18 protein-coding genes are annotated in these 17,092 nt (G+C 68.1%); 9 read left to right on the forward strand and 9 right to left on the reverse strand.

Annotated features, from left to right (window positions below; translation table 11 throughout):
* Positions 1-7: 7 nt before the first annotated feature.
* The 6 genes from J0J01_RS06775 to J0J01_RS06800 all read left to right on the forward strand — a co-directional run bounded on the left by J0J01_RS06775 (position 8) and on the right by J0J01_RS06800 (position 5,903).
* Positions 8-925, forward strand: coding sequence for an ABC transporter permease (locus J0J01_RS06775; RefSeq protein ID WP_296379482.1), 918 nt, complete (start codon positions 8-10; stop codon positions 923-925).
* Between the two features lie 195 nt (positions 926-1,120).
* Positions 1,121-2,026, forward strand: a complete 906-nt coding sequence (locus J0J01_RS06780; RefSeq protein WP_296379485.1) for an ABC transporter permease — start codon at positions 1,121-1,123, stop codon at positions 2,024-2,026.
* Positions 2,023-2,997: an ABC transporter ATP-binding protein gene (locus J0J01_RS06785; protein WP_296379487.1), complete on the forward strand. Its 975-nt coding sequence runs from the start codon at positions 2,023-2,025 to the stop codon at positions 2,995-2,997. The genes J0J01_RS06780 and J0J01_RS06785 overlap by 4 nt, the downstream gene beginning before the upstream one ends.
* Positions 2,994-3,965, forward strand: coding sequence for an oligopeptide/dipeptide ABC transporter ATP-binding protein (locus J0J01_RS06790; RefSeq protein ID WP_296379489.1), 972 nt, complete (start codon positions 2,994-2,996; stop codon positions 3,963-3,965). The genes J0J01_RS06785 and J0J01_RS06790 overlap by 4 nt, the downstream gene beginning before the upstream one ends.
* A 10-nt stretch (positions 3,966-3,975) precedes the next feature.
* Positions 3,976-4,731 carry an SDR family NAD(P)-dependent oxidoreductase gene (locus J0J01_RS06795; RefSeq protein ID WP_296379490.1) on the forward strand — a complete coding sequence of 252 codons (756 nt, stop codon included), beginning with the start codon at positions 3,976-3,978 and terminating at the stop codon, positions 4,729-4,731.
* A 98-nt stretch (positions 4,732-4,829) separates the two neighbouring features.
* The gene (locus J0J01_RS06800; protein ID WP_296379491.1) at positions 4,830-5,903 is read left to right on the forward strand and encodes a helix-turn-helix domain-containing protein; all 1,074 of its coding nucleotides are present in this window, start codon (positions 4,830-4,832) and stop codon (positions 5,901-5,903) included.
* On the opposite strand, the gene J0J01_RS06805 is transcribed toward J0J01_RS06800, so the two are convergent.
* The 5 genes from J0J01_RS06805 to J0J01_RS06825 form a co-directional block, all read right to left on the reverse strand.
* On the reverse strand, positions 5,866-6,852 hold the full coding sequence (locus J0J01_RS06805; protein ID WP_296379492.1) for an alpha/beta hydrolase: 987 nt from the start codon (positions 6,850-6,852) through the stop codon (positions 5,866-5,868). The genes J0J01_RS06800 and J0J01_RS06805 overlap by 38 nt on opposite strands.
* Positions 6,853-6,862: 10 nt before the next feature.
* Positions 6,863-7,399: a translation initiation factor IF-3 gene (gene infC / locus J0J01_RS06810; protein ID WP_296379685.1), complete on the reverse strand. Its 537-nt coding sequence runs from the start codon at positions 7,397-7,399 to the stop codon at positions 6,863-6,865.
* 61 nt (positions 7,400-7,460) lie between these two features.
* The gene (gene thrS, locus J0J01_RS06815; protein ID WP_296379493.1) at positions 7,461-9,404 is read right to left on the reverse strand and encodes a threonine--tRNA ligase; all 1,944 of its coding nucleotides are present in this window, start codon (positions 9,402-9,404) and stop codon (positions 7,461-7,463) included.
* A 201-nt stretch (positions 9,405-9,605) separates the two neighbouring features.
* Positions 9,606-10,076, reverse strand: a complete 471-nt coding sequence (locus tag J0J01_RS06820) for a hypothetical protein (protein WP_296379494.1) — start codon at positions 10,074-10,076, stop codon at positions 9,606-9,608.
* Between the two features lies 1 nt (position 10,077).
* The gene (locus J0J01_RS06825) at positions 10,078-11,208 is read right to left on the reverse strand and encodes a glycosyltransferase (RefSeq protein WP_296379495.1); all 1,131 of its coding nucleotides are present in this window, start codon (positions 11,206-11,208) and stop codon (positions 10,078-10,080) included.
* A gap of 21 nt (positions 11,209-11,229) precedes the next feature.
* Here J0J01_RS06825 and J0J01_RS06830 point away from each other — a divergent pair, with 21 nt between their 5' ends.
* Complete coding sequence (locus tag J0J01_RS06830) at positions 11,230-11,991, forward strand: alpha/beta hydrolase (RefSeq protein WP_296379496.1); 762 nt, start codon at positions 11,230-11,232, stop codon at positions 11,989-11,991.
* 85 nt (positions 11,992-12,076) lie between these two features.
* Here J0J01_RS06830 and J0J01_RS06835 read toward each other — a convergent pair whose 3' ends face one another.
* Entirely contained in the window at positions 12,077-12,937 is an 861-nt protein-coding gene (locus J0J01_RS06835) for an SDR family oxidoreductase (protein WP_296379498.1), read from the reverse strand.
* Between the two features lie 36 nt (positions 12,938-12,973).
* Here J0J01_RS06835 and J0J01_RS06840 point away from each other — a divergent pair, with 36 nt between their 5' ends.
* Together J0J01_RS06840 and J0J01_RS06845 are read left to right on the forward strand one after the other, a co-directional pair.
* Positions 12,974-13,789, forward strand: coding sequence for a tetratricopeptide repeat protein (locus J0J01_RS06840; RefSeq protein ID WP_296379499.1), 816 nt, complete (start codon positions 12,974-12,976; stop codon positions 13,787-13,789).
* A 134-nt stretch (positions 13,790-13,923) separates the two neighbouring features.
* Entirely contained in the window at positions 13,924-14,562 is a 639-nt protein-coding gene (locus tag J0J01_RS06845) for a hypothetical protein (protein ID WP_296379500.1), read from the forward strand.
* 172 nt (positions 14,563-14,734) lie between these two features.
* Here the strand turns inward: J0J01_RS06845 and rnhA are convergent, their stop codons facing one another.
* From rnhA to ispH, 3 genes are read right to left on the reverse strand one after another with little or no spacing between them, the layout of a single operon-like run.
* Positions 14,735-15,187: a ribonuclease HI gene (gene rnhA, locus J0J01_RS06850; RefSeq protein WP_296379501.1), complete on the reverse strand. Its 453-nt coding sequence runs from the start codon at positions 15,185-15,187 to the stop codon at positions 14,735-14,737.
* Positions 15,187-16,137: a homoserine kinase gene (locus J0J01_RS06855; RefSeq protein ID WP_296379502.1), complete on the reverse strand. Its 951-nt coding sequence runs from the start codon at positions 16,135-16,137 to the stop codon at positions 15,187-15,189. The genes rnhA and J0J01_RS06855 overlap by 1 nt, the downstream gene beginning before the upstream one ends.
* Positions 16,137-17,087 (reverse strand): 4-hydroxy-3-methylbut-2-enyl diphosphate reductase, encoded by a 951-nt coding sequence (ispH, locus tag J0J01_RS06860; RefSeq protein WP_296379503.1) that lies wholly within the window; start codon positions 17,085-17,087, stop codon positions 16,137-16,139. Before ispH ends, J0J01_RS06855 begins: the two co-directional genes overlap by 1 nt.
* Positions 17,088-17,092 lie beyond the last annotated feature (5 nt).

The following is a 17,092-nucleotide window of genomic DNA, read 5'->3' on the forward strand; positions in this document are numbered from 1 at the left end:
GCGCGTCATGAAGCGCTTCATCGCGCGCCGCCTGATGCAGGGGGCGGTCCTGATCTGCATGGTCGCGACGATCGTCTTCTTTCTCGGCCGGCTGACCGGCAACCCGGTCGACCTGATGCTGCCCGAGGACGCCACCGCCGAGGACCGCGCCGCCCTCACCAAGACGCTCGGGCTCGACGGCTCGCTCGGCGACCAGTTCGTGATCTTCGTCGGCAACGCACTGCACGGCGACCTCGGCCGGTCGATCCGCATGAAGCAGCCGGCGGTGGAGGCCTTCTTCGACCGGCTGCCCAACACGCTGGTGCTGATCCCCTGGGCGCTGCTGCTCGGCATGATCCTCGGCATCCCGCTCGGCGTGGTGGCGGCGCTCAATCGCGGCGGCCTCCTCGACCGCGCGGCCGGAACGGTCGCGGTGCTGGGGGTGGCCGTACCGAGCTTCTGGCTCGGCGTGCTGTTGATCTTCGTGTTCAGCGTCGAGCTGGGCTGGCTGCCGTCGGGCCGCATGGGCGGGCCGGAGCATTTCATCCTGCCGGTCGTCACGCTCGGCACGTTTCTGGTGGCGGGCTTCATGCGCATCACCCGCTCGGCGATGCTCGAGGTGATGGAGAGCGAGTTCGTCAAGCTCGCGCGCATCAAGGGCCTGAGCGAGGGCGTGGTGATCTGGAAGCATTGCCTGCGCAACGCCCTGATCCCGGTGCTGACCCTGTGGGGGGTGTTCGTCGGCAACCTGATCACCGGCGCCATCGTCACCGAAACCGTGTTCGCCTGGCCCGGCATCGGCCGGCTGACCTACGAGGCGGTGATCTATCGCGACTTTCCGCTGCTCCAGGCGGTGATCATCCTGAAATCGATCCTCATCCTGTCGATCAACCTCGTCGTCGACATCCTCTATGCCTATGTCGATCCAAGAATCAGGTTGGCGTGACCATGGCGATGGAGTGCCCGCGGCGTCATCTCCTCCCCATTCATATGGGGAGGTGTCGGCGTCTTACGCCGACGGAGGGGTCATGAGTCCCGGACTGAGGCCTCTGACCCCTCCGTCGCGGATAGGGCACTTTCGCGCTTCGCGCGAAAGTGCCGACGCGCCACCTCCCCATATGAATGGGGAGGAAAGGTAGCCATGGCCGTCGTCGATCCCTCCTCGCGCGCGTCGCTGTGGCGCCTGCTCTGGCCGGCGCGGGTGCCGGCCGGTTTCCGGCGCACCGCGCGCGTGCCGTGGATTCCCATCGTCATCATCTCGGCGATCGTCGCCATGGCGGTGTTCGCGCCGCTGCTGGCGCCGCATTCGCCGATCGACCAGACCCTGCGCGACAAGCTGCTGCCGCCGGTCTGGCTGGACGGCGGCAGCCCGAAGTACCTGCTCGGCACCGACGCCTTCGGCCGCGACGTGCTGAGCCGCCTGATCTACGGCGCGCGGGTCAGCCTGATCGTGGCGCTGCTGGCGCTGATCGCGGGCGGCGGCATCGGCCTGCTCGTCGGCATCGTGGCGGGCTATGTCGGCGGCGCGGTCGACAGCCTGCTGATGCGCCTGGTCGACGCGGCCTTCACCTTCCCGGCGATCCTGTTCGCGCTCTTGCTGGCGGTTACCATGGGCCAGGGCCTGGGCACCCTGGTGATCGCCATCAGCCTGCTGTTGTGGGCGAGCTTCGCGCGGGTCATCCGCGGCGAGGTGCTGTCGCTGCGGCAGCGCGATTTCGTGGCGCTCGCCAAGGTGCGGGGCTGTTCCGCTCCGCGCATCATGCTGACCCACATCCTGCCCAACGTGCTCAACACCTTCATGGTGCTGGTGACGCTCAACATCGGCGTGGTGATCATCGCCGAGGCGACGCTCTCCTTCCTCGGCGCCGGCATCCCGCCGCCGACCCCGACCTGGGGCCTGATGATCTCGGAGGGCCGCGGCCGCCTCACCGACGCCTGGTGGGTGGCCCTGATCCCGGGCATCGCCATCACCCTGATGGTGCTGTCGGTCAACCTGTTCGGCGACTGGCTGCGCGACCGGCTCGATCCGAGGCTGCGCCAGCTATGAGCGAGACCGTTCTCGACGTGCGCGACCTGCACACCCACTTCTTCCTGCGCCGCGGCGTGGTCAAGGCGGTCGACGGGGTGAGCTTCTCGCTGCGGCGCGGCGAGGTGCTGGGCCTGGTCGGCGAATCGGGCTGCGGCAAGAGCCTCACCGCGCTGTCGCTGATGCGCCTGCTGCCCAAGGGCGGCGCGCGCACGATCAAGGGTGAGGTGCTGCTCGACGGCGAGAACATCCTCGAGCGTTCGCCGGCGGCGATGCGCGAGATTCGCGGCCGCAGGATCTCGATGGTGCTGCAGGATCCGCAGACCTCGCTCAATCCTGTGTTCTCGATCGGCGACCAGTTGCGCGAAGCCCTCCTGCGCCGCCATCGTGCGCCACGCCCGCAGCTCACGCAGGAGTCGGTGGAGGCGTTGCGGCGGGTCGAGATCGCCGCCCCCGAGCAGCGGCTCGGCCAGTACCCGCACCAGATGAGCGGCGGCATGAAGCAGCGGGTGGTCGGCGCGATCGCCATCGCCGGGCAGCCCGCGGTGCTGATCGCCGACGAGCCGACCACGGCGCTCGATGTCACCATCCAGCTCCAGTACCTCAAGCTGCTCAAGCGCCTGCAGGTCGAGACCGGCATGGCGATCCTGTTCATCACCCACGATTTCGGCGTCGTCGGACGGATGTGCGACCGGGTTGCGGTGATGTATGCCGGCCGCATCGTCGAATGCGGGCCGGTGCGCCGGATCTTCGAGGCGCCGCAGCACCCCTATACCCGCGCGCTGATCGCCTCGGTGCCCAAGATGACCGGTCCGATCGGCCGGCTTACGACGATCGAGGGCCAGCCGCCGTCGCTGATGGACCTGCCGGTCGGCTGCCGCTTCGCCTCGCGCTGCGTCCAGGCCGAGCCGCGCTGCCTCGAGGCCTATCCGCGCACCGTCCAGGTCGGCCGCGAGCATACCGCCGATTGCTGGAAGGTGGTGCCGGCATGAACGCCCCGTTGCTGCGGGTCGAGAACCTGCGCAAGCATTTCGCCCTGACCAAGGGCGTCCTGTTCACCCGGACGCTCGGCCACATCAAGGCGGTCGACGACGTTTCGTTCGAGATCCGGGCCGGTGAGACGCTCGGCCTGGTCGGCGAATCGGGCTGCGGCAAGACCACGACCTCGCGCATGATCCTCAATCTCGAGGAGCCGACCGAGGGCCGCATCCTGCTCGAGGGCGAGCCGATCAGCGGCCTGCAGGGCGAGGCGCTCGCGGTCTACCGGGCCAAGGTGCAGGCGGTGTTCCAGGATCCGTGGTCGTCGCTCAACCCGCGCATGAAGGTGGGACGCACGATCGCCGAGGCACTGATCGTCAACCGCTGGGGCGACCGGGCGAAGATCGCCGCGCGGGTGCGCGAACTGCTGTTGCAGGTCGGGCTGAGGCCCGAGCAGGCCGAGCAGTATCCGCACGAGTTCAGCGGCGGTCAGCGCCAGCGGGTGGCGCTGGCGGCGGCGCTCGCCTCGCGGCCGCGGCTGATCGTGCTCGACGAGCCGGTCTCGGCGCTCGACGTGTCGATCCGCGCCCAGATGATGAACCTCCTGAAGGACATCCAGGCCGAGGACGGCGTGGCCTATCTCCTGGTGGCGCACGACCTCGCCACCGTGCGCCACATGGCCGACTACACGGTGGTGATGTATCTCGGCAGGATCGTCGAGCAGGCGCCGACCGCGTCGCTGTTCGCCGAGGTCCGCCATCCCTACACGAAGGCGTTGTTCTCGGCCGTGCTGATGGCGGAGCCGGGTCGGCAGGCCGACGAGATCGAGCTGCGGGGCGAGGTGCCGTCGCCGCTCGATCCGCCGGCCGCTTGCCGCTTCCATACCCGCTGCCCCTATGCCATGCCGCAGTGTGCAGAGGTCGAACCGCCGTTGCGCGAGGTCTCGCGCGGCCATGCGGTCGCCTGTCACCTGTTCGAATAGGGAGAGCGACATGCGGCTGACAGGAAAAGTGGCGCTGGTGACCGGCGCGCAGCAGGGCATCGGGGCGGCCATCGCGTTGGCGCTGGCGAGCGAGGGCGCCGACGTGGCGGTCAACTGGCTGGACAACCAGGCCGACGCCGAAGCCGTCGCCAAGGGTGTCCGCGACAAGGGCCGGCGCGCCGCCCTGATCAAGGCCGACGTCGGCAAGCTGCCAGAGGTCGAGACCATGGCGGCAGAGGCCGCTCGCCAGCTCGGGACCATCGACATCCTGGTCAACAACGCGGGCGTCTATCCGCGTGTGAAATTCCTGGAGATGCGCGAAAGCGACTGGGACTATCTGATCGACATCAATCTCAAGGGCGGCCTGTTCGCGGCCCAGGCGGTCGCGCGGGCGCTGGTCGCGGCCAACAAGCCGGGCGCGATCATCAATCTCTCCTCGCAGGCGGTCCGCGGCGCGGTGCGCGGTGTGCACTACAGCACGAGCAAGGGCGGCATCGTCTCCATGACCCGCGCCATGGCCCTCGAGCTCGCCCCCCACAATATCCGGGTGAATGCGATCGCGCCCGGGACCACCGACACCGCCCAGCCACGCTATGGCAACACCGACGCTGAGCTGATCGAGATGGCGCGGACCAGCATTCCGCTCGGCGGCAAGCTGCTGACCCCCGACCAGATCGCGCAAACCGCGGTTTTTCTCGCTTCCGATGAAGCGAGTGCGGTCACAGGGCAGGTGCTGCACGTCAACGGCGGTTCGTACATGCCCTGAGCGGCCACAGTTCGTGCCGCCGTTTTTGTCGCAGCGGTGTCCCTTTTGTGCTGTTCCGGCGTTGTTTCGCTCAGGAAGCGTATCGCCAGGAGGATCGCATGGGTATTGCCGAGCCGTCCCGACCGAAGATCCTGGTGGTGGAAAGCAGCTATCCGGCCGCCGTCGCGGTGTGCGACATGGTCGTGAAGCACGGTTGCGACATCGCCGGCATGGTCGGCGAGCTCGACAAGGCGATCGCCTTCGCGCGCGACAACGCGCTGGATGGCGCAGTGATCGACACCGATCTGCGTGGCACGGCGAGCTTCCCGATCTGCGAGCAGCTCCGTAAGCGCGACATCCCGTTCGTGCTCACCGGCACCGGTGCCTTCGACGGACCGGAGGAGTTCCGCACCGCACCGTGGCTGCACAAGCCGGTCGATGACCGCGAGCTCGGCCTCGCGCTGGCGGGCCTTGCTCGTCCGGCCGTCGCGCCAGGCAGCCGCGGCAACCTGATCCTCGAGCGGCTGCGCGACGAGGACTGGTCGGCGATGCAGCCTCATCTCGAGCAGGTCGCCCTGTCGGCCGGCGAGATCCTCAATGCCGCCGGTGACGTCGTGAGCCACGTCTACTTTCCCACCACTGGCCTGGTCTCGGTGTTCGCGCGCAACGGCCGCGGCAAGGCGGTCGAGGTCGCGCTGGTCGGCCGCGAAGGCGCGACCGGCGTCGCGCCGATCCTGGGCAAGACGCAGAGCGCGGGGCTGGAGAGCGTGGTCCATGTCGCCGGCACGGCCTGGCGAATCGCGGCCAGCGAGCTGATGCCGTTGCTGGCCGATCGGCCAGGCCTGCGCGCCGAGCTGCTGGCGGCGGTGCACGCCTTCGTCGGCGAGATGTCGGACACCGCCGTGTCGATGGGCAGCGGCACGATCGAGCAGCGGCTGGCGCGCCGCCTGCTGATGGCCTCGCTGCGGCTCGGCAATCGCGAGCTTGCGCTGACGCACGAGGCGCTGGCTCGCCTGCTGGCGGTGCGCCGCTCCGGCATCACCGTGGCGCTGCACATGCTGGAATCGCGCCGGACCATCCGCTCGCGGCGCAATCTGGTCGAGATCCTGGATTACGAAAGCCTGGCGCTCGCCGCGGGCGATGCCGGCGCACGGCTCATGGACACGGAGGTTGGTGCGCCCCCGTCTCAATGAAGGCGTTGATGCAGGCGCCGTACTGCCGCGGAAAAGTATTGGCGTTCGCCGCGCCATGGCCGTTGAAGCCCGGCGGATCGGAGATCACCAGCGCCTGCACGCCTGAGGCCGCGAAGGCGGCGCGGGCATCGTCCATGCGGCCGCCGACGTCGTAGTCGTCGCCCGCGAAGTTGACCACGACGAGGCGCGGGCCGGGCTTGATGCCGCGCACGATCTGCTGCCACTCCGAGCGTGCGACCGAGACGTCGCGCATGTCCTTGACGTAGCCGTGGTGGGCGGCGGCGACCGAGATCACGCCGTCGACCGGGGCGCCGCGGAAGGTCGCCGCCATCGACACCCAGGCGCCGGCCGACTGGCCGGCCAGCACGACCCGCTTGTAGCCCATCGCCCTGGCCTGCTTGACGGCATCGACCAGCGCAGTGGCGTCGCCCGGCCAGTCGCGGATCCATTCGCGGTCGAAGCGGTAGAGGTCGTAGCCCTGGCGGGTGAAGTTGGCGACCTGGCCCTGCGGCGCGCTTCCGGTGCTGTCCTTGCCCGACATGTAGCCGTGGCTCCAGACGATCAGGCCCGCCGCTGCCTGCGGGCCCTTGTTCTCCCAGTAGGGCTGGGGCCTGAGCCGCCCGATCGCCGGCAACGGCGGCGGCGCCGCGCTTTTCCAGTCGCGGCCCGCCAGCACGATGTTGTTGATCGAGTAGAGCGTGCACGTGGATTTGTTGCGCTCCTCGCAGGCTTTCATCGCGCCGTCGACGGCGCGCGCCGGGTCGGTGCCGCTCGAGCCCGCCCAGATGTAGCCCTTGCCGTCCGCGGCCAGAGCGAACGCGCGGTGCGGCCCGAGCCGCTGGTAGTCGTCGTAGGTCTTCTGGGCATCGGCGCCGAGTTGCGCGGATGCCGGAACGGCGGCGAGCGCGACGGCCACCGCCATCGCCCGCCAAACCGCAGCCGCGATCATCTGGCCGCCATTACTTGGGCGCCAGCACCATGACCATCTGCCGGCCTTCCATGCGCGGCATCGATTCGATCTTGGTGAGCGGATCCATCTCGCCGCGCACGCGGTTGAGGACCTGCAGGCCGAGCTCGGAATGGACCATCTCGCGACCGCGGAAGCGCAGGGTGACCTTCACCTTGTCGCCTTCTTCGATGAAGCGCTTCATCGCCCTCATCTTCACTTCGTAGTCGTGGTCGTCGATGTTCGGGCGCATCTTGATCTCTTTGACCTCGATCACCTTCTGGTGCTTTCGGGCCTCGTGCGCCTTCTTCTGCGCCTCGTACTTGTATTTGCCGTAGTCGGAAATCTTGGCGACGGGCGGAACCGCGTTGGGCGAGATCTCGATCAGGTCGAGATTGGCCTCTTCGGCCATTTCGATCGCTTCGCGGGTGCTGAGCACGCCGACCATGTCGCCGTTCTCGTCGATCAATCGCACCTGTGGTGCCTTGATCTCGTTGTTGACGCGCGGACCGTCGCGGGTCGGCGCGCTCTGTTGTGCCGGACGTGCTATGGCTAACTTCTCCCTCGTTGATGCCCTCTCCCGAGGGCGGAAAACGAGGCCGCAACCGCCCCTAGAAGGGCGGCTGGGCCTCCTTGGAAAGTGTAGTGACGGCGGCCCCCAATTCAAGGACCTCCTGCTTTTCCGAGCCCAGACGCCGGATCGCGACCGTCTTGTTCTCCATGTCGCGGCGGCCGACCGCCAGGATCAGCGGCACGTGGGCCAGCGAATGCTCGCGGACCTTGTAGTTGATCTTCTCGTTGCTGAGGTCCGTGTCGACCCGCATGCCCGCGGCTCGCAATTTCGCAGCGACCTCCTCGGCATAGCTGTCGGCGTCGTTGACGATCGTGGCTACCACAGCTTGCGTCGGCGCCATCCACAGCGGGAACCGACCGGTATAGTGCTCGATCAGGATGCCGATCATGCGCTCGAAGCTGCCGAAGATCGCGCGGTGCAGCATGACCGGCCGCTTGCGCGCGCCGTCCTCGGCAACGTACTCCGCGCCCAGCCGGTCCGGCAGCACGAAATCGACCTGCAGAGTGCCGCACTGCCAGTCGCGGCCGATCGCGTCGCGCAGCACGAACTCGAGCTTGGGCCCGTAGAACGCGCCCTCGCCGGGATTGAGGATGAGGTCGAGCCCGGCCGCCTTCGACGCCGACTTGAGCGCACCCTCGGCCTGATCCCACACCGCGTCCGAGCCGGCGCGCACCGGCGGCCGGTCGGAGAACTTCACGAAGTAGTCCGGGAAGCCCAGGTCGCGATAGATCGAGCCGAGCAGCTCGCAGAAGCGGATCGTTTCGGCCTCGATCTGGTCCTCGCTGCAGAAGATGTGGGCATCGTCCTGCGTGAAGTTGCGCACGCGCATGATGCCGTGCAGCGCCCCCGACGGCTCGAAGCGATGGCACGATCCCATCTCGGCCATGCGCAGCGGCAGCTCGCGGTAGCTGCGCAGACCCTGGTTGAAGATCTGCACGTGGCACGGGCAGTTCATCGGCTTCAGCGCGAAGATGCGCTTCGTCGGATCGTCGACGAACTCCTTCAGGCCTTCCTCGTTCTCGCTGAGATACATGTTCTCGCGGAACTTCTCCCAGTGGCCCGATTCCTCCCACAGCTTGCGGTCGACGAGCTGCGGCGTCTTCACCTCGACATAGCCGCCGGCCTCGAGCTTGCGCCGGAGATAGCCCTCGATCGTGCGCCAGAACGTCCAGCCCTTGGGATGCCAGAACACCATGCCGGCCGCTTCTTCCTGCTGATGGAAGAGGCCCATCTCCTTGCCGAGGCGGCGATGGTCGCGCTTCTCCGCTTCCTCGATGCGTTTGATGTACGCCTTGAGGTCCGCGGTCGTGAAGAACACCGTGCCGTAGACACGCTGCAGCTGGGCGTTCTTGGCGTCGCCGCGCCAGTAGGCGCCCGAGACCTTCGTCAATTTGAACGCCTTACCCAATTTCCCCGTCGAGGGGAGGTGCGGGCCGAGGCACATGTCGAGCCAGTCGCCCTGCTTGTAGACCGAGATCTCCTCGTCCTTCGGCAGCTCGTCGGCCCATTGGGCTTTGAACTTCTCGCCGTGGTCGACGAAGTACTGCTTGATCCTGGCGCGGTCCCACACCTCGCGCGTGATCGGCAGGTCGCGGTCGACGATCTCGGCCATGCGCTGCTCGATCCTGGCGAAGTCGTCGGGCGTGAACGGCTGGTCGCGCACGAAATCGTAGTAGAAGCCTTCTTCCGTCGCCGGACCGAACGTGATCTGCGTGCCGGGATAGAGCTCCTGAACCGCCTGCGCGAGCACGTGCGCGGCGTCGTGGCGCAGCAGCTCGAGCGCCTCCGGATCGCGCGACGTCACGATGCCGATCTTGGCGTCGCGGTCGACCACTGCGGACAGGTCCCTGAGCTTGCCGTCGATCTTGACGGCAAGGGCTGCCTTAGCGAGGCCGGGGCCGATCGAGGCCGCGATAGCGGCGCCGCTCACCGGCTTGTCGAACTGCCGGACCGACCCGTCCGGCAAGGAAATATTGATCATCGCTACCACTAGGAAAGAAGAATTCGAACAGAGGCATGCGGCCGACGCAAAACGTCGGCGGCGCCAGGCCGGGAGGCGGCACGAAGGCGCGCGCCCGGCCGAATCAAGTTCGAACGGTGGTCAGTAACGTCGGGACGGGGAAAAACATCCGGTCCATGCGCTCGGAAATAGAGATCGAGGGCAGGCCCGTCAAGTCAACGCTCACAACCGGGTTCCGGCCCAGCGGAAGGGAATCGCCGTGCCGTCGGGCTGATAGGAGCCGGTCAGCGAGCGTTCGCCGCGGTACTCCAGCCGGAAATGCCCGCGCAGCGGGAAGTCGGCCTCGTCGGACTGGGCGAAGCGGCCGATCCAGACATCCTGGTTGAAGCCGATCGAGCCGCTCAGGTTCGCCGCCGGCCCCTTGCTCTTCCATGTTCCAATCAGCTCGCCCTGCGCGTTGGTCGAGATGGTGAGGCTGCCGCGGCACGGGCAGCGCGCGTCGATCGGGCCGACCCAGGTCAGGTCCCAGACGCCGAGGAAGTTGCCGGCACTGCCCGAAGGCGGCCCGAGGAACTGGCCGGTCGGCCCGCCGGCCGGCGGGCCGGACAGCTGGGCGTGCACCGTCGCCGTCGCCAGCACCGTCGCCAGCACCGTCGCCAGCAGCGGGGCAAGCAATGCGGAACGCAAGTCCATGTCAGTCTCCCCCTGACAGCCGATCGTACAGCGCCAGCAGCCGCTTGTTGCTGCTCGCCAGCGCATAGTTCTGCCGCGTATGCTCCTGCGCCGCGCGAGCGAGCTCGGCACGGCGCTCATTACTCAGGGAGATCGCCTGCTCGATCGCCTGGGCGAGCGAGCCCGGGTCGGCCAGCGCCGCGAGCCAGCCGGTGATGCCCGGCCGCACCGCCTCGGCAGCACCTCCGCCTTCCTCGGCGATGACCGGCCGCCCCATCGCCTGCGCCTCGACCAGCGAGCGGCTGAAGCCGCGGCGAATGCCGCCGGTCGCGACGACCACGTCGGCCAGCATGTAGGCGGCGGGCATGTCGTCGACGTAGGGCCCGATCTGCACCTTACCCAGCAGGTCGGCTTGCACGATCTGGCGCTCCAGCTCCTTCTCGAACGGCGTCATGCCGTCGACCTGGCCCAGCATCAGGCAGAACACGTCGTCGCGCTTGAGCTGCTTGATCGCCTGGATCAGCGTCAGTCGCCCCGGCTCGTCGCGTGCCGCGCACAGGATGACATGGCAGTCGTCCGGCACGCGCAACTGAGCGGCGAGCCGGATCAACCGCTCGGCGCGCACGCCGGCAGGATCGAAGCGGTCGAGGTTGATGCCGGGTTTGATCGTCTCGAGCCTGCTCTCGAGCGCGGGCAGGCGGGCCAGCGCGTCGGTCGCGATGTGGTCGGATACCGCGACCAGCGCGTCGGCATTGGTCTGGCGGCGCTCGACGAAGCGCGCGATCTGCGTGGTGCCGATGAACGGCTGATGCAGGGTGGCGATGCTCCGGACCTTGAGCCGCCGCGCCACCGACTGCGCGATCCAGCTCGTGGACGGCGTGCGGGCCTGCACGACGCTGACCTCTGTATCGCGCAGGCTGGCGACCAGGCGCGCCGGCAGGCAATAGCGCGCCCACAGGGGATTGCGGTCGTTGGGGAAGTCGATGTGCTTGCCGTGCAGGCGCAGCAGCATCGGCACCAGCATGCCGCCGCCCGAGGCGACGGTGGCGCTCCCGCCGGCGGCGATCGCGGCCTGGGCCGAATCGATCGTGGCGCGGGCCAGGCTGCCGCTGTCGAGCGACGGCACGATCTGAAGCAGGTGCGGGGGCGTCACGTCTATGGCACCTAACACGACATGGACAACGGACATAGCACGCAACGGCTGCCCCGACCCGATGGCAATACGGTGGCCTATGCAAAAACCGACGGAAGCGGGCCGACGGTTGTGTTCCTGGGCGGCTTTCGATCCGACATGACCGGGACGAAAGCGATGGCGCTGGAGGCGTGGGCGCGCCGCACCGGACGCGCCTATCTGCGCTTCGACTATCTCGGCCACGGGCAATCCTCGGGCCGCTTCGAAGACGGCACGATCGGCCGCTGGCTCGACGATTCGCTGGCGGTGATCGATGCGCAGACGAACGGCAAGCTGGTGCTGGTGGAATCGAGCATGGGCGGCTGGCTGTCGCTGCTGGCCGCATTGCAGCGGCCCGAGCGGCTCGCCGGCCTGGTGCTGATCGCCGCTGCGCCCGACTTCACCGAGCGCATGTTGCTCAAGGGCCTGTCGCCTGCCGATCGCGAGACGCTGCAGCGCGAGGGCCGACTGGAGCGGCCGTCACAATATTCGCCCGAACCCTCGGTCTTCACCTGGAAGCTGATCGAGGAGGGGCGCCATCACCTGGTGCTCGACAAGCCGCTCGCGCTGCCCTGCCCGGTGCGGCTGCTGCACGGCCAGAGCGATCCCGACGTGGCGTGGGAATATTCGCTGCAGATCGCGCAGCATCTCGATGCGCCGGAGGTGATCACCACGTTCGTCAAGGGCGGCGACCATCGCCTCAGCACGCCCGCCGACATCGCCCGCCTGATCGCAACGGTCGAGGAGCTCACCACCTCATCCTGAGGAGGCGCGAAGCGCCGTCTCGAAGGATGGCGGCAGGCAAGGTGCTCGTTCTCACCCTTCGAGACGCGTCGCTGCGCGATGCTCCTCAGGGTGAGGTAGTTGCGATCGCCTTCAATCCCTCGCGATAGGTCGGGTAGCGCAGGGTCACGCCGAGCTCCTGCTTGATGCGGTCGTTCTTCACGCGGCGGCTTTCGGCGTAGAAGGAGCGCGCCATCTCGCTCATGGTCGGCGCGATCTCAGCCCACGGGATCAGCGGCAGCACGGGCATCGCCAGCAGCTCGCAGGCATAGGCGACGACGTCGGCGGTCGACGCGGGGAGATCGTCGGCGACGTTGTAGATCGCGCCGCGCGAGGCAGTCAGCGCGGCGAGCACGGTGTTGGCGATGTCGGCGACATGGATACGCGAGAACGGATGGTCGGGTTTGTCGATCCGGCGCGCCGTGCCGGCCTTGACCTGGTCGATGGCGCTGCGCCCGGGACCGTAGATGCCTGGCAGCCGGAAGATGTCGAGCGCCGCGCCCGCTTCGAAGGCCATCACCTGCCAGGCGCGCTCGGTGGCGAGGCGCGAGAGGCTGCGCGGCTGGCCGGGCCGCGCCGGCGTGGTCTCGTCCACCCAGCCGCCGCCGGCATCCCCGTACACGCCGGTCGTCGACAGGTAGCCGAACCAGCGCGCTTCGCGCAGGCGCGGCGCGCAGAGTCTGAGCGCAGGATCGCCTGTGGTGCCGGGCGCAATGGTGCAGAGCACGTGAGTCGCTTTCGAAAGCCCCTCAGCCGCCAGCGGCGCCGTGCCGTCGAACAGATGCGTCTTGATCCCCTCGGCCGTGTACTGCCCCGCCTTGTCGGCATCGCGCACGGTGCCCGCGACCTCCCAACCCGCCGCCCGCGCGAGCTTGGCGATTTCAAGGCCGCTGTAGCCCAGGCCGAAGATGAAAAGACGTCCGGTCATCTTGTCAGAATCGCTCGCGCAGGGTTCTTTGCAACCATGTTGTTCTGGCGTGCCCTGTTCCTCGTGATACTCGCGACACCCGCGTTGGCGCAGAAGAAGGTCGAGCCGGTCGGTCCGCTCGACCCCTTCGCGCCGACGGCCAACCACGCCCGCCGCTATGCCGAATGCATGCAGCAGGCGCGGCGCGAGCCGCTGAAGGCGCTGCCGCTGGCCGAGAAGTGGAAGGCCGAGGGCGGCGGGCTGGGCGCGCGCCATTGCGTGGCGATCGCGATGTTCGAATCGGGACAGTACGTGCCGGCGGCGATGCAGCTCGAGCAGATCGAGCGCGACATGGGCACCGAGCGGCCCGGCCTGCGTGCCGAGCTGCTGGCTCAGGCCGGGCAGGCCTGGAACCAGGCCAATCAGGCGGAGAATGCCGCCAAGGTGCAGAGCCGCGCGCTCGGCCTGAAGCCGCAGGATGCCGATCTGTGGATCGATCGCGGCCTCAGCTACGCGGCCATGCGCGCCTGGCCGCGCGCCATCTCCGATTTCGACCAGGCACTCACCATCGAGCCCTACAAGGTCGAGATCTACGTGCTGCGCGCCGCTGCCTGGCGCAACGCCGGCAACCCGGCCAGGGCGCAGGCGGACGCCGACCGGGCGCTGACCATCGCACCTGACAATCCCGAGATCCTGCTCGAGCGCGCCCTGGCCCTGCAGGCGCAGGGCAATCACAAGGCCGCGAGCGTCGATCTGAACAAGGTGCTGAAGGTCGCCAAGGCCGGCTCGGACACGGCCAAGCGGGCCGAGGCCGCCCTGAATGGCGAGCGGTCATCCACCACAGCGCCACCGCCTGCGGCCAGCAAGCGCTAGGGCGGTTTCCGGCCGGAGGCCGGAAACGCGCGTACTCGCGATGTTGATCTCACAGGGCACATTCTGTCCGGCCGAATCGGCCGGACAGAATGTGCTCTAGAAAGCCGTCAGACCGTGGGTTAAGACCGAAGGCAATGCAACGTCTCGCCCTCTCGCTCGCTCTCCTGATGATCGCCGGCGCGGCGGTCGCCCAAACGCCGTCCAATGAGCAGGCGCCGTCGCCCATGTATCCCGCGCCGCCGCCGTTGAAGGCGCCGGAGGTCGACAAGGGCGCGCCGGTCGGCAATCTCACCTCGCCGCTGGCGGCCGACCAGACCAAACCGACCCAAACCAAGATCGATTCGGAAGCCGAAGCGCAGCTCTTCCTCTATGCGACCAAGATGAGCTGGGGTCGCTACAGCAAGATCAAGGGCGCCAAGCCCGGCACCGCGGTCGTGACCAAACAGGGGCCGCTGTGGACGATCAAGGGCAAGCTCGAGAGCGTGGCCCCCGGCACCGAGGGCGACTGGGCGTCGATCGACGGCGTGGTCGAGCGCATCGAGGCCGGCAAGGTGCAGATCCGCGGCGAGGTCGCCTTCCGCGTCGCCAAGATCATGAACGGCGCACCGTGCAAGGTCGCCGGCACGATGCACTTCCGCCGCTCCGGCAAGTCGCAGGTCTGGCGCCTGGTCGAGGGCGACAATCCGTGCGACGGCACGCAGGAGCAGTTCGACCTGATCCACGACAAGCCGGCCGAGAAGAAGCCCGTTCCGGCGCAGGGGAAGCGCACTTAGAACTCCTCCCCAGTCTGCTGGGGAGGTGGCGCGTCGGCACTTTCGCACTTCGTGCGAAAGTGCCCTATCCGCGACGGAGGGGTCATGAGTCGCATCACGTGCGTGACTCATGACCCCTCCGCCCGCGTATGACGCGGGCACCTCCCCTTCGCGGACTCCGCGAAGGGGAGGGCTATGACCTCAGCTTCTCGATCTCGCCTCTGGCCAGCGCATCGGCGCGGTCGTTCTCGGGATGGCCGCTGTGGCCCTTCACCCAGGACCAGTGCACGCGGTGCGGCTTGGCGGCGGCTTCGAGGCGCTGCCACAGTTCGACGTTCTTGACCGGCTTCTTGTCGGCGGTGCGCCAGCCGTTCTTCTTCCAGCCGTGGATCCACTTGGTGGCGCCGTCGAGCACGTACTTGCTGTCGGTGTAGAGCCGCACCACGCACGGCCGCTTCAGTGCCTCGAGACCCGAGATGGCGCCCATCAGCTCCATCTTGTTGTTGGTGGTCGCCGGGTCGCCGCCCGACAGCTCGCGCTCCTTCTCGCCCATCCGCAGGATCGCGCCCCAGCCGCCGGGGCCTGGATTTCCGCTGCAGGCGCCGTCGGTGAACAGCTCGACCTCGGGCGCACTTGCAGGAGGCATCACAGGCCGTAGTCCGCGAGCGAGGTCACGCTGCGATGGAAGCGCAGCTTGGCGAGATACTCGTTGGGGTCCTTGCGCTTCACCAGCGCGCCCGCCGGCGTGTGCACCCAGTCGTAGAGCCGCGTCAGCATGAAGCGCAGCGCCGAGCCGCGCGCCAGGGTCGGCAGGGCCTTCCGTTCGTCCTCGTTGAGCCTGCGTACCTTGTCGTAGCCCTGCAGCAGCGCGCGCGCCTTGGTGGCGTTGAACGCATTGTCCGGCTCGAAGCACCAGGCGTTCAGGCAGATCGCCACGTCGTAGGCCAGGAAGTCGTTGCAGGCGAAATAGAAGTCGATGATCCCCGACAGCTTGTCGTTGAGGAAGAAGACGTTGTCGTTGAACAGGTCGGCATGGATCACGCCCGCCGGCAGGTCCTTCGGCCAGTTGGCGTCGAAGAAGTCGAGTTCGGCGCGGAGCTCGCTCTCGAGCGCCTTGTCGATGTGCTGGCGCGAGCCGCCGAACACCGGCCGCCAGCCGCCGACCGACAAGGCGTTGGGCCGCTTGATCGCGAAGTCGCGGCCGGCAAGGTGCAGCGCCGCCATCGCCTCGCCGACCGGCCCGCAATGCTTCACCGTCATGCGGCGCGGCCACATGCCCTGCAGGAAGCTGGTCATCGCCGCCGGCTTGCCGGCAAGCGTGCGCAAGGCATTGCCGTCCCTGCCGTGGACCGGCCGCGGACAACTGATGCCGCGCTCGGCGAGGTGATCCATCAGGCCGAGGAAGAACGGCAGGTCCTTGGGATCGACGCGCTTCTCGTAAAGCGTCACCATGTACTGGCCGCGCGTCGTGGCCAGCACGTAGTTGGTGTTCTCGACGCCCTCGGCGATGCCCTTGAAGGACTGCGCCTGTCCGATGTCGTAGTCCTGGAGAAAGGCCTCGAGCTCGGCGTCGCTGACTTCCGTGTAGACGGCCATCAGGCCACCAGCTGACGCGGCAGCTTGAACACCACGCTTTCGTCGGTCGTGCGGATTTCCTCGATCGTGACGTCGTAGCGCTCGCGGCAGGCGGCGATCAGCTCCTCGACCAGCAGCTCGGGCGCCGAGGCGCCGGCGGTGATGCCGAGCCGCCGCGCATCGCCCAGCCACTCCCAGTCCATGTCGGCGGCGCGCTGCACCAGCCGCGACCGGACGCAGCCACGGCTGGCCGCGACCTCGACCAGGCGCATGGAATTGGAGGAGTTGGGTGCGCCGATCACCACCAGCGCATCGCAGCGCTCGGCGATCGCCTTGACCGCGGCCTGGCGGTTGGTGGTGGCGTAGCAGATGTCCTCGGTCTTCGGGCCGTGGATCGCCGGAAAGCGGCGGCGCAGCGCGGCGACGATCCCGACCGTGTCGTCGACCGACAAGGTCGTCTGGGTGACGTAGGCAAGATTGCCGGAATCGGGCACCGCGAGCGCCTCGGCCTGGGCCACGTCCTCGACCAGCAGCACCCTGCCCGGCGGCAGCTGGCCCATGGTGCCGATCACCTCGGGATGGCCGGCATGGCCGACCAGGATCACGGTGCGGCCCAGATCGGCATGGCGCTCGGCCTCGCGATGGACCTTGGAGACCAGCGGGCACGTTGCATCGAGGAACAGCAGCTGGCGGCGCGACGCCTCGGCCGGCACTGTCTTCGGCACGCCGTGGGCGGAGAACACCACCGGCCGGTCGCCGGGCACCGCGTCGAGCTCGTCGACGAAGATCGCGCCCTTGGCTTCCAGGCGTTCGACCACGAAGCGATTGTGCACGATCTCGTGACGGACATAGACCGGCGCGCCGTAGCGTTCGATCGCCCGCTCGACGATCTGGATGGCGCGGTCGACGCCCGCGCAGAAGCCACGCGGACTGGCGAGCAGGATCGTGAGCGGCGTCTTGGCGTTGGTCATGAGAA

The sequence above is a fragment of the Reyranella sp. genome, from assembly GCF_017305915.1.
GTDB lineage: Bacteria > Pseudomonadota > Alphaproteobacteria > Reyranellales > Reyranellaceae > Reyranella.

Excerpts from the sequence above, each read along its gene's own strand:
- J0J01_RS06805 (WP_296379492.1), bottom strand. The coding sequence starts at position 6,852 with ATGATCGCGGCTGCGGTTTGGCGGGCGATGGCGGTGGCCGTCGCGCTC.
- J0J01_RS06845 (WP_296379500.1), top strand. The coding sequence starts at position 13,924 with ATGCAACGTCTCGCCCTCTCGCTCGCTCTCCTGATGATCGCCGGCGCG.
- J0J01_RS06820 (WP_296379494.1), bottom strand. The coding sequence starts at position 10,076 with ATGGACTTGCGTTCCGCATTGCTTGCCCCGCTGCTGGCGACGGTGCTG.
- J0J01_RS06835 (WP_296379498.1), bottom strand. The coding sequence starts at position 12,937 with ATGACCGGACGTCTTTTCATCTTCGGCCTGGGCTACAGCGGCCTTGAA.
- J0J01_RS06840 (WP_296379499.1), top strand. The coding sequence starts at position 12,974 with ATGTTGTTCTGGCGTGCCCTGTTCCTCGTGATACTCGCGACACCCGCG.
- thrS (WP_296379493.1), bottom strand. The coding sequence starts at position 9,404 with ATGATCAATATTTCCTTGCCGGACGGGTCGGTCCGGCAGTTCGACAAG.
- J0J01_RS06800 (WP_296379491.1), top strand. The coding sequence starts at position 4,830 with ATGGGTATTGCCGAGCCGTCCCGACCGAAGATCCTGGTGGTGGAAAGC.
- J0J01_RS06855 (WP_296379502.1), bottom strand. The coding sequence starts at position 16,137 with ATGGCCGTCTACACGGAAGTCAGCGACGCCGAGCTCGAGGCCTTTCTC.
- J0J01_RS06790 (WP_296379489.1), top strand. The coding sequence starts at position 2,994 with ATGAACGCCCCGTTGCTGCGGGTCGAGAACCTGCGCAAGCATTTCGCC.
- rnhA (WP_296379501.1), bottom strand. The coding sequence starts at position 15,187 with ATGCCTCCTGCAAGTGCGCCCGAGGTCGAGCTGTTCACCGACGGCGCC.
- J0J01_RS06785 (WP_296379487.1), top strand. The coding sequence starts at position 2,023 with ATGAGCGAGACCGTTCTCGACGTGCGCGACCTGCACACCCACTTCTTC.
- ispH (WP_296379503.1), bottom strand. The coding sequence starts at position 17,087 with ATGACCAACGCCAAGACGCCGCTCACGATCCTGCTCGCCAGTCCGCGT.
- J0J01_RS06780 (WP_296379485.1), top strand. The coding sequence starts at position 1,121 with ATGGCCGTCGTCGATCCCTCCTCGCGCGCGTCGCTGTGGCGCCTGCTC.
- J0J01_RS06830 (WP_296379496.1), top strand. The coding sequence starts at position 11,230 with ATGGACAACGGACATAGCACGCAACGGCTGCCCCGACCCGATGGCAAT.
- J0J01_RS06775 (WP_296379482.1), top strand. The coding sequence starts at position 8 with ATGAAGCGCTTCATCGCGCGCCGCCTGATGCAGGGGGCGGTCCTGATC.
- J0J01_RS06795 (WP_296379490.1), top strand. The coding sequence starts at position 3,976 with ATGCGGCTGACAGGAAAAGTGGCGCTGGTGACCGGCGCGCAGCAGGGC.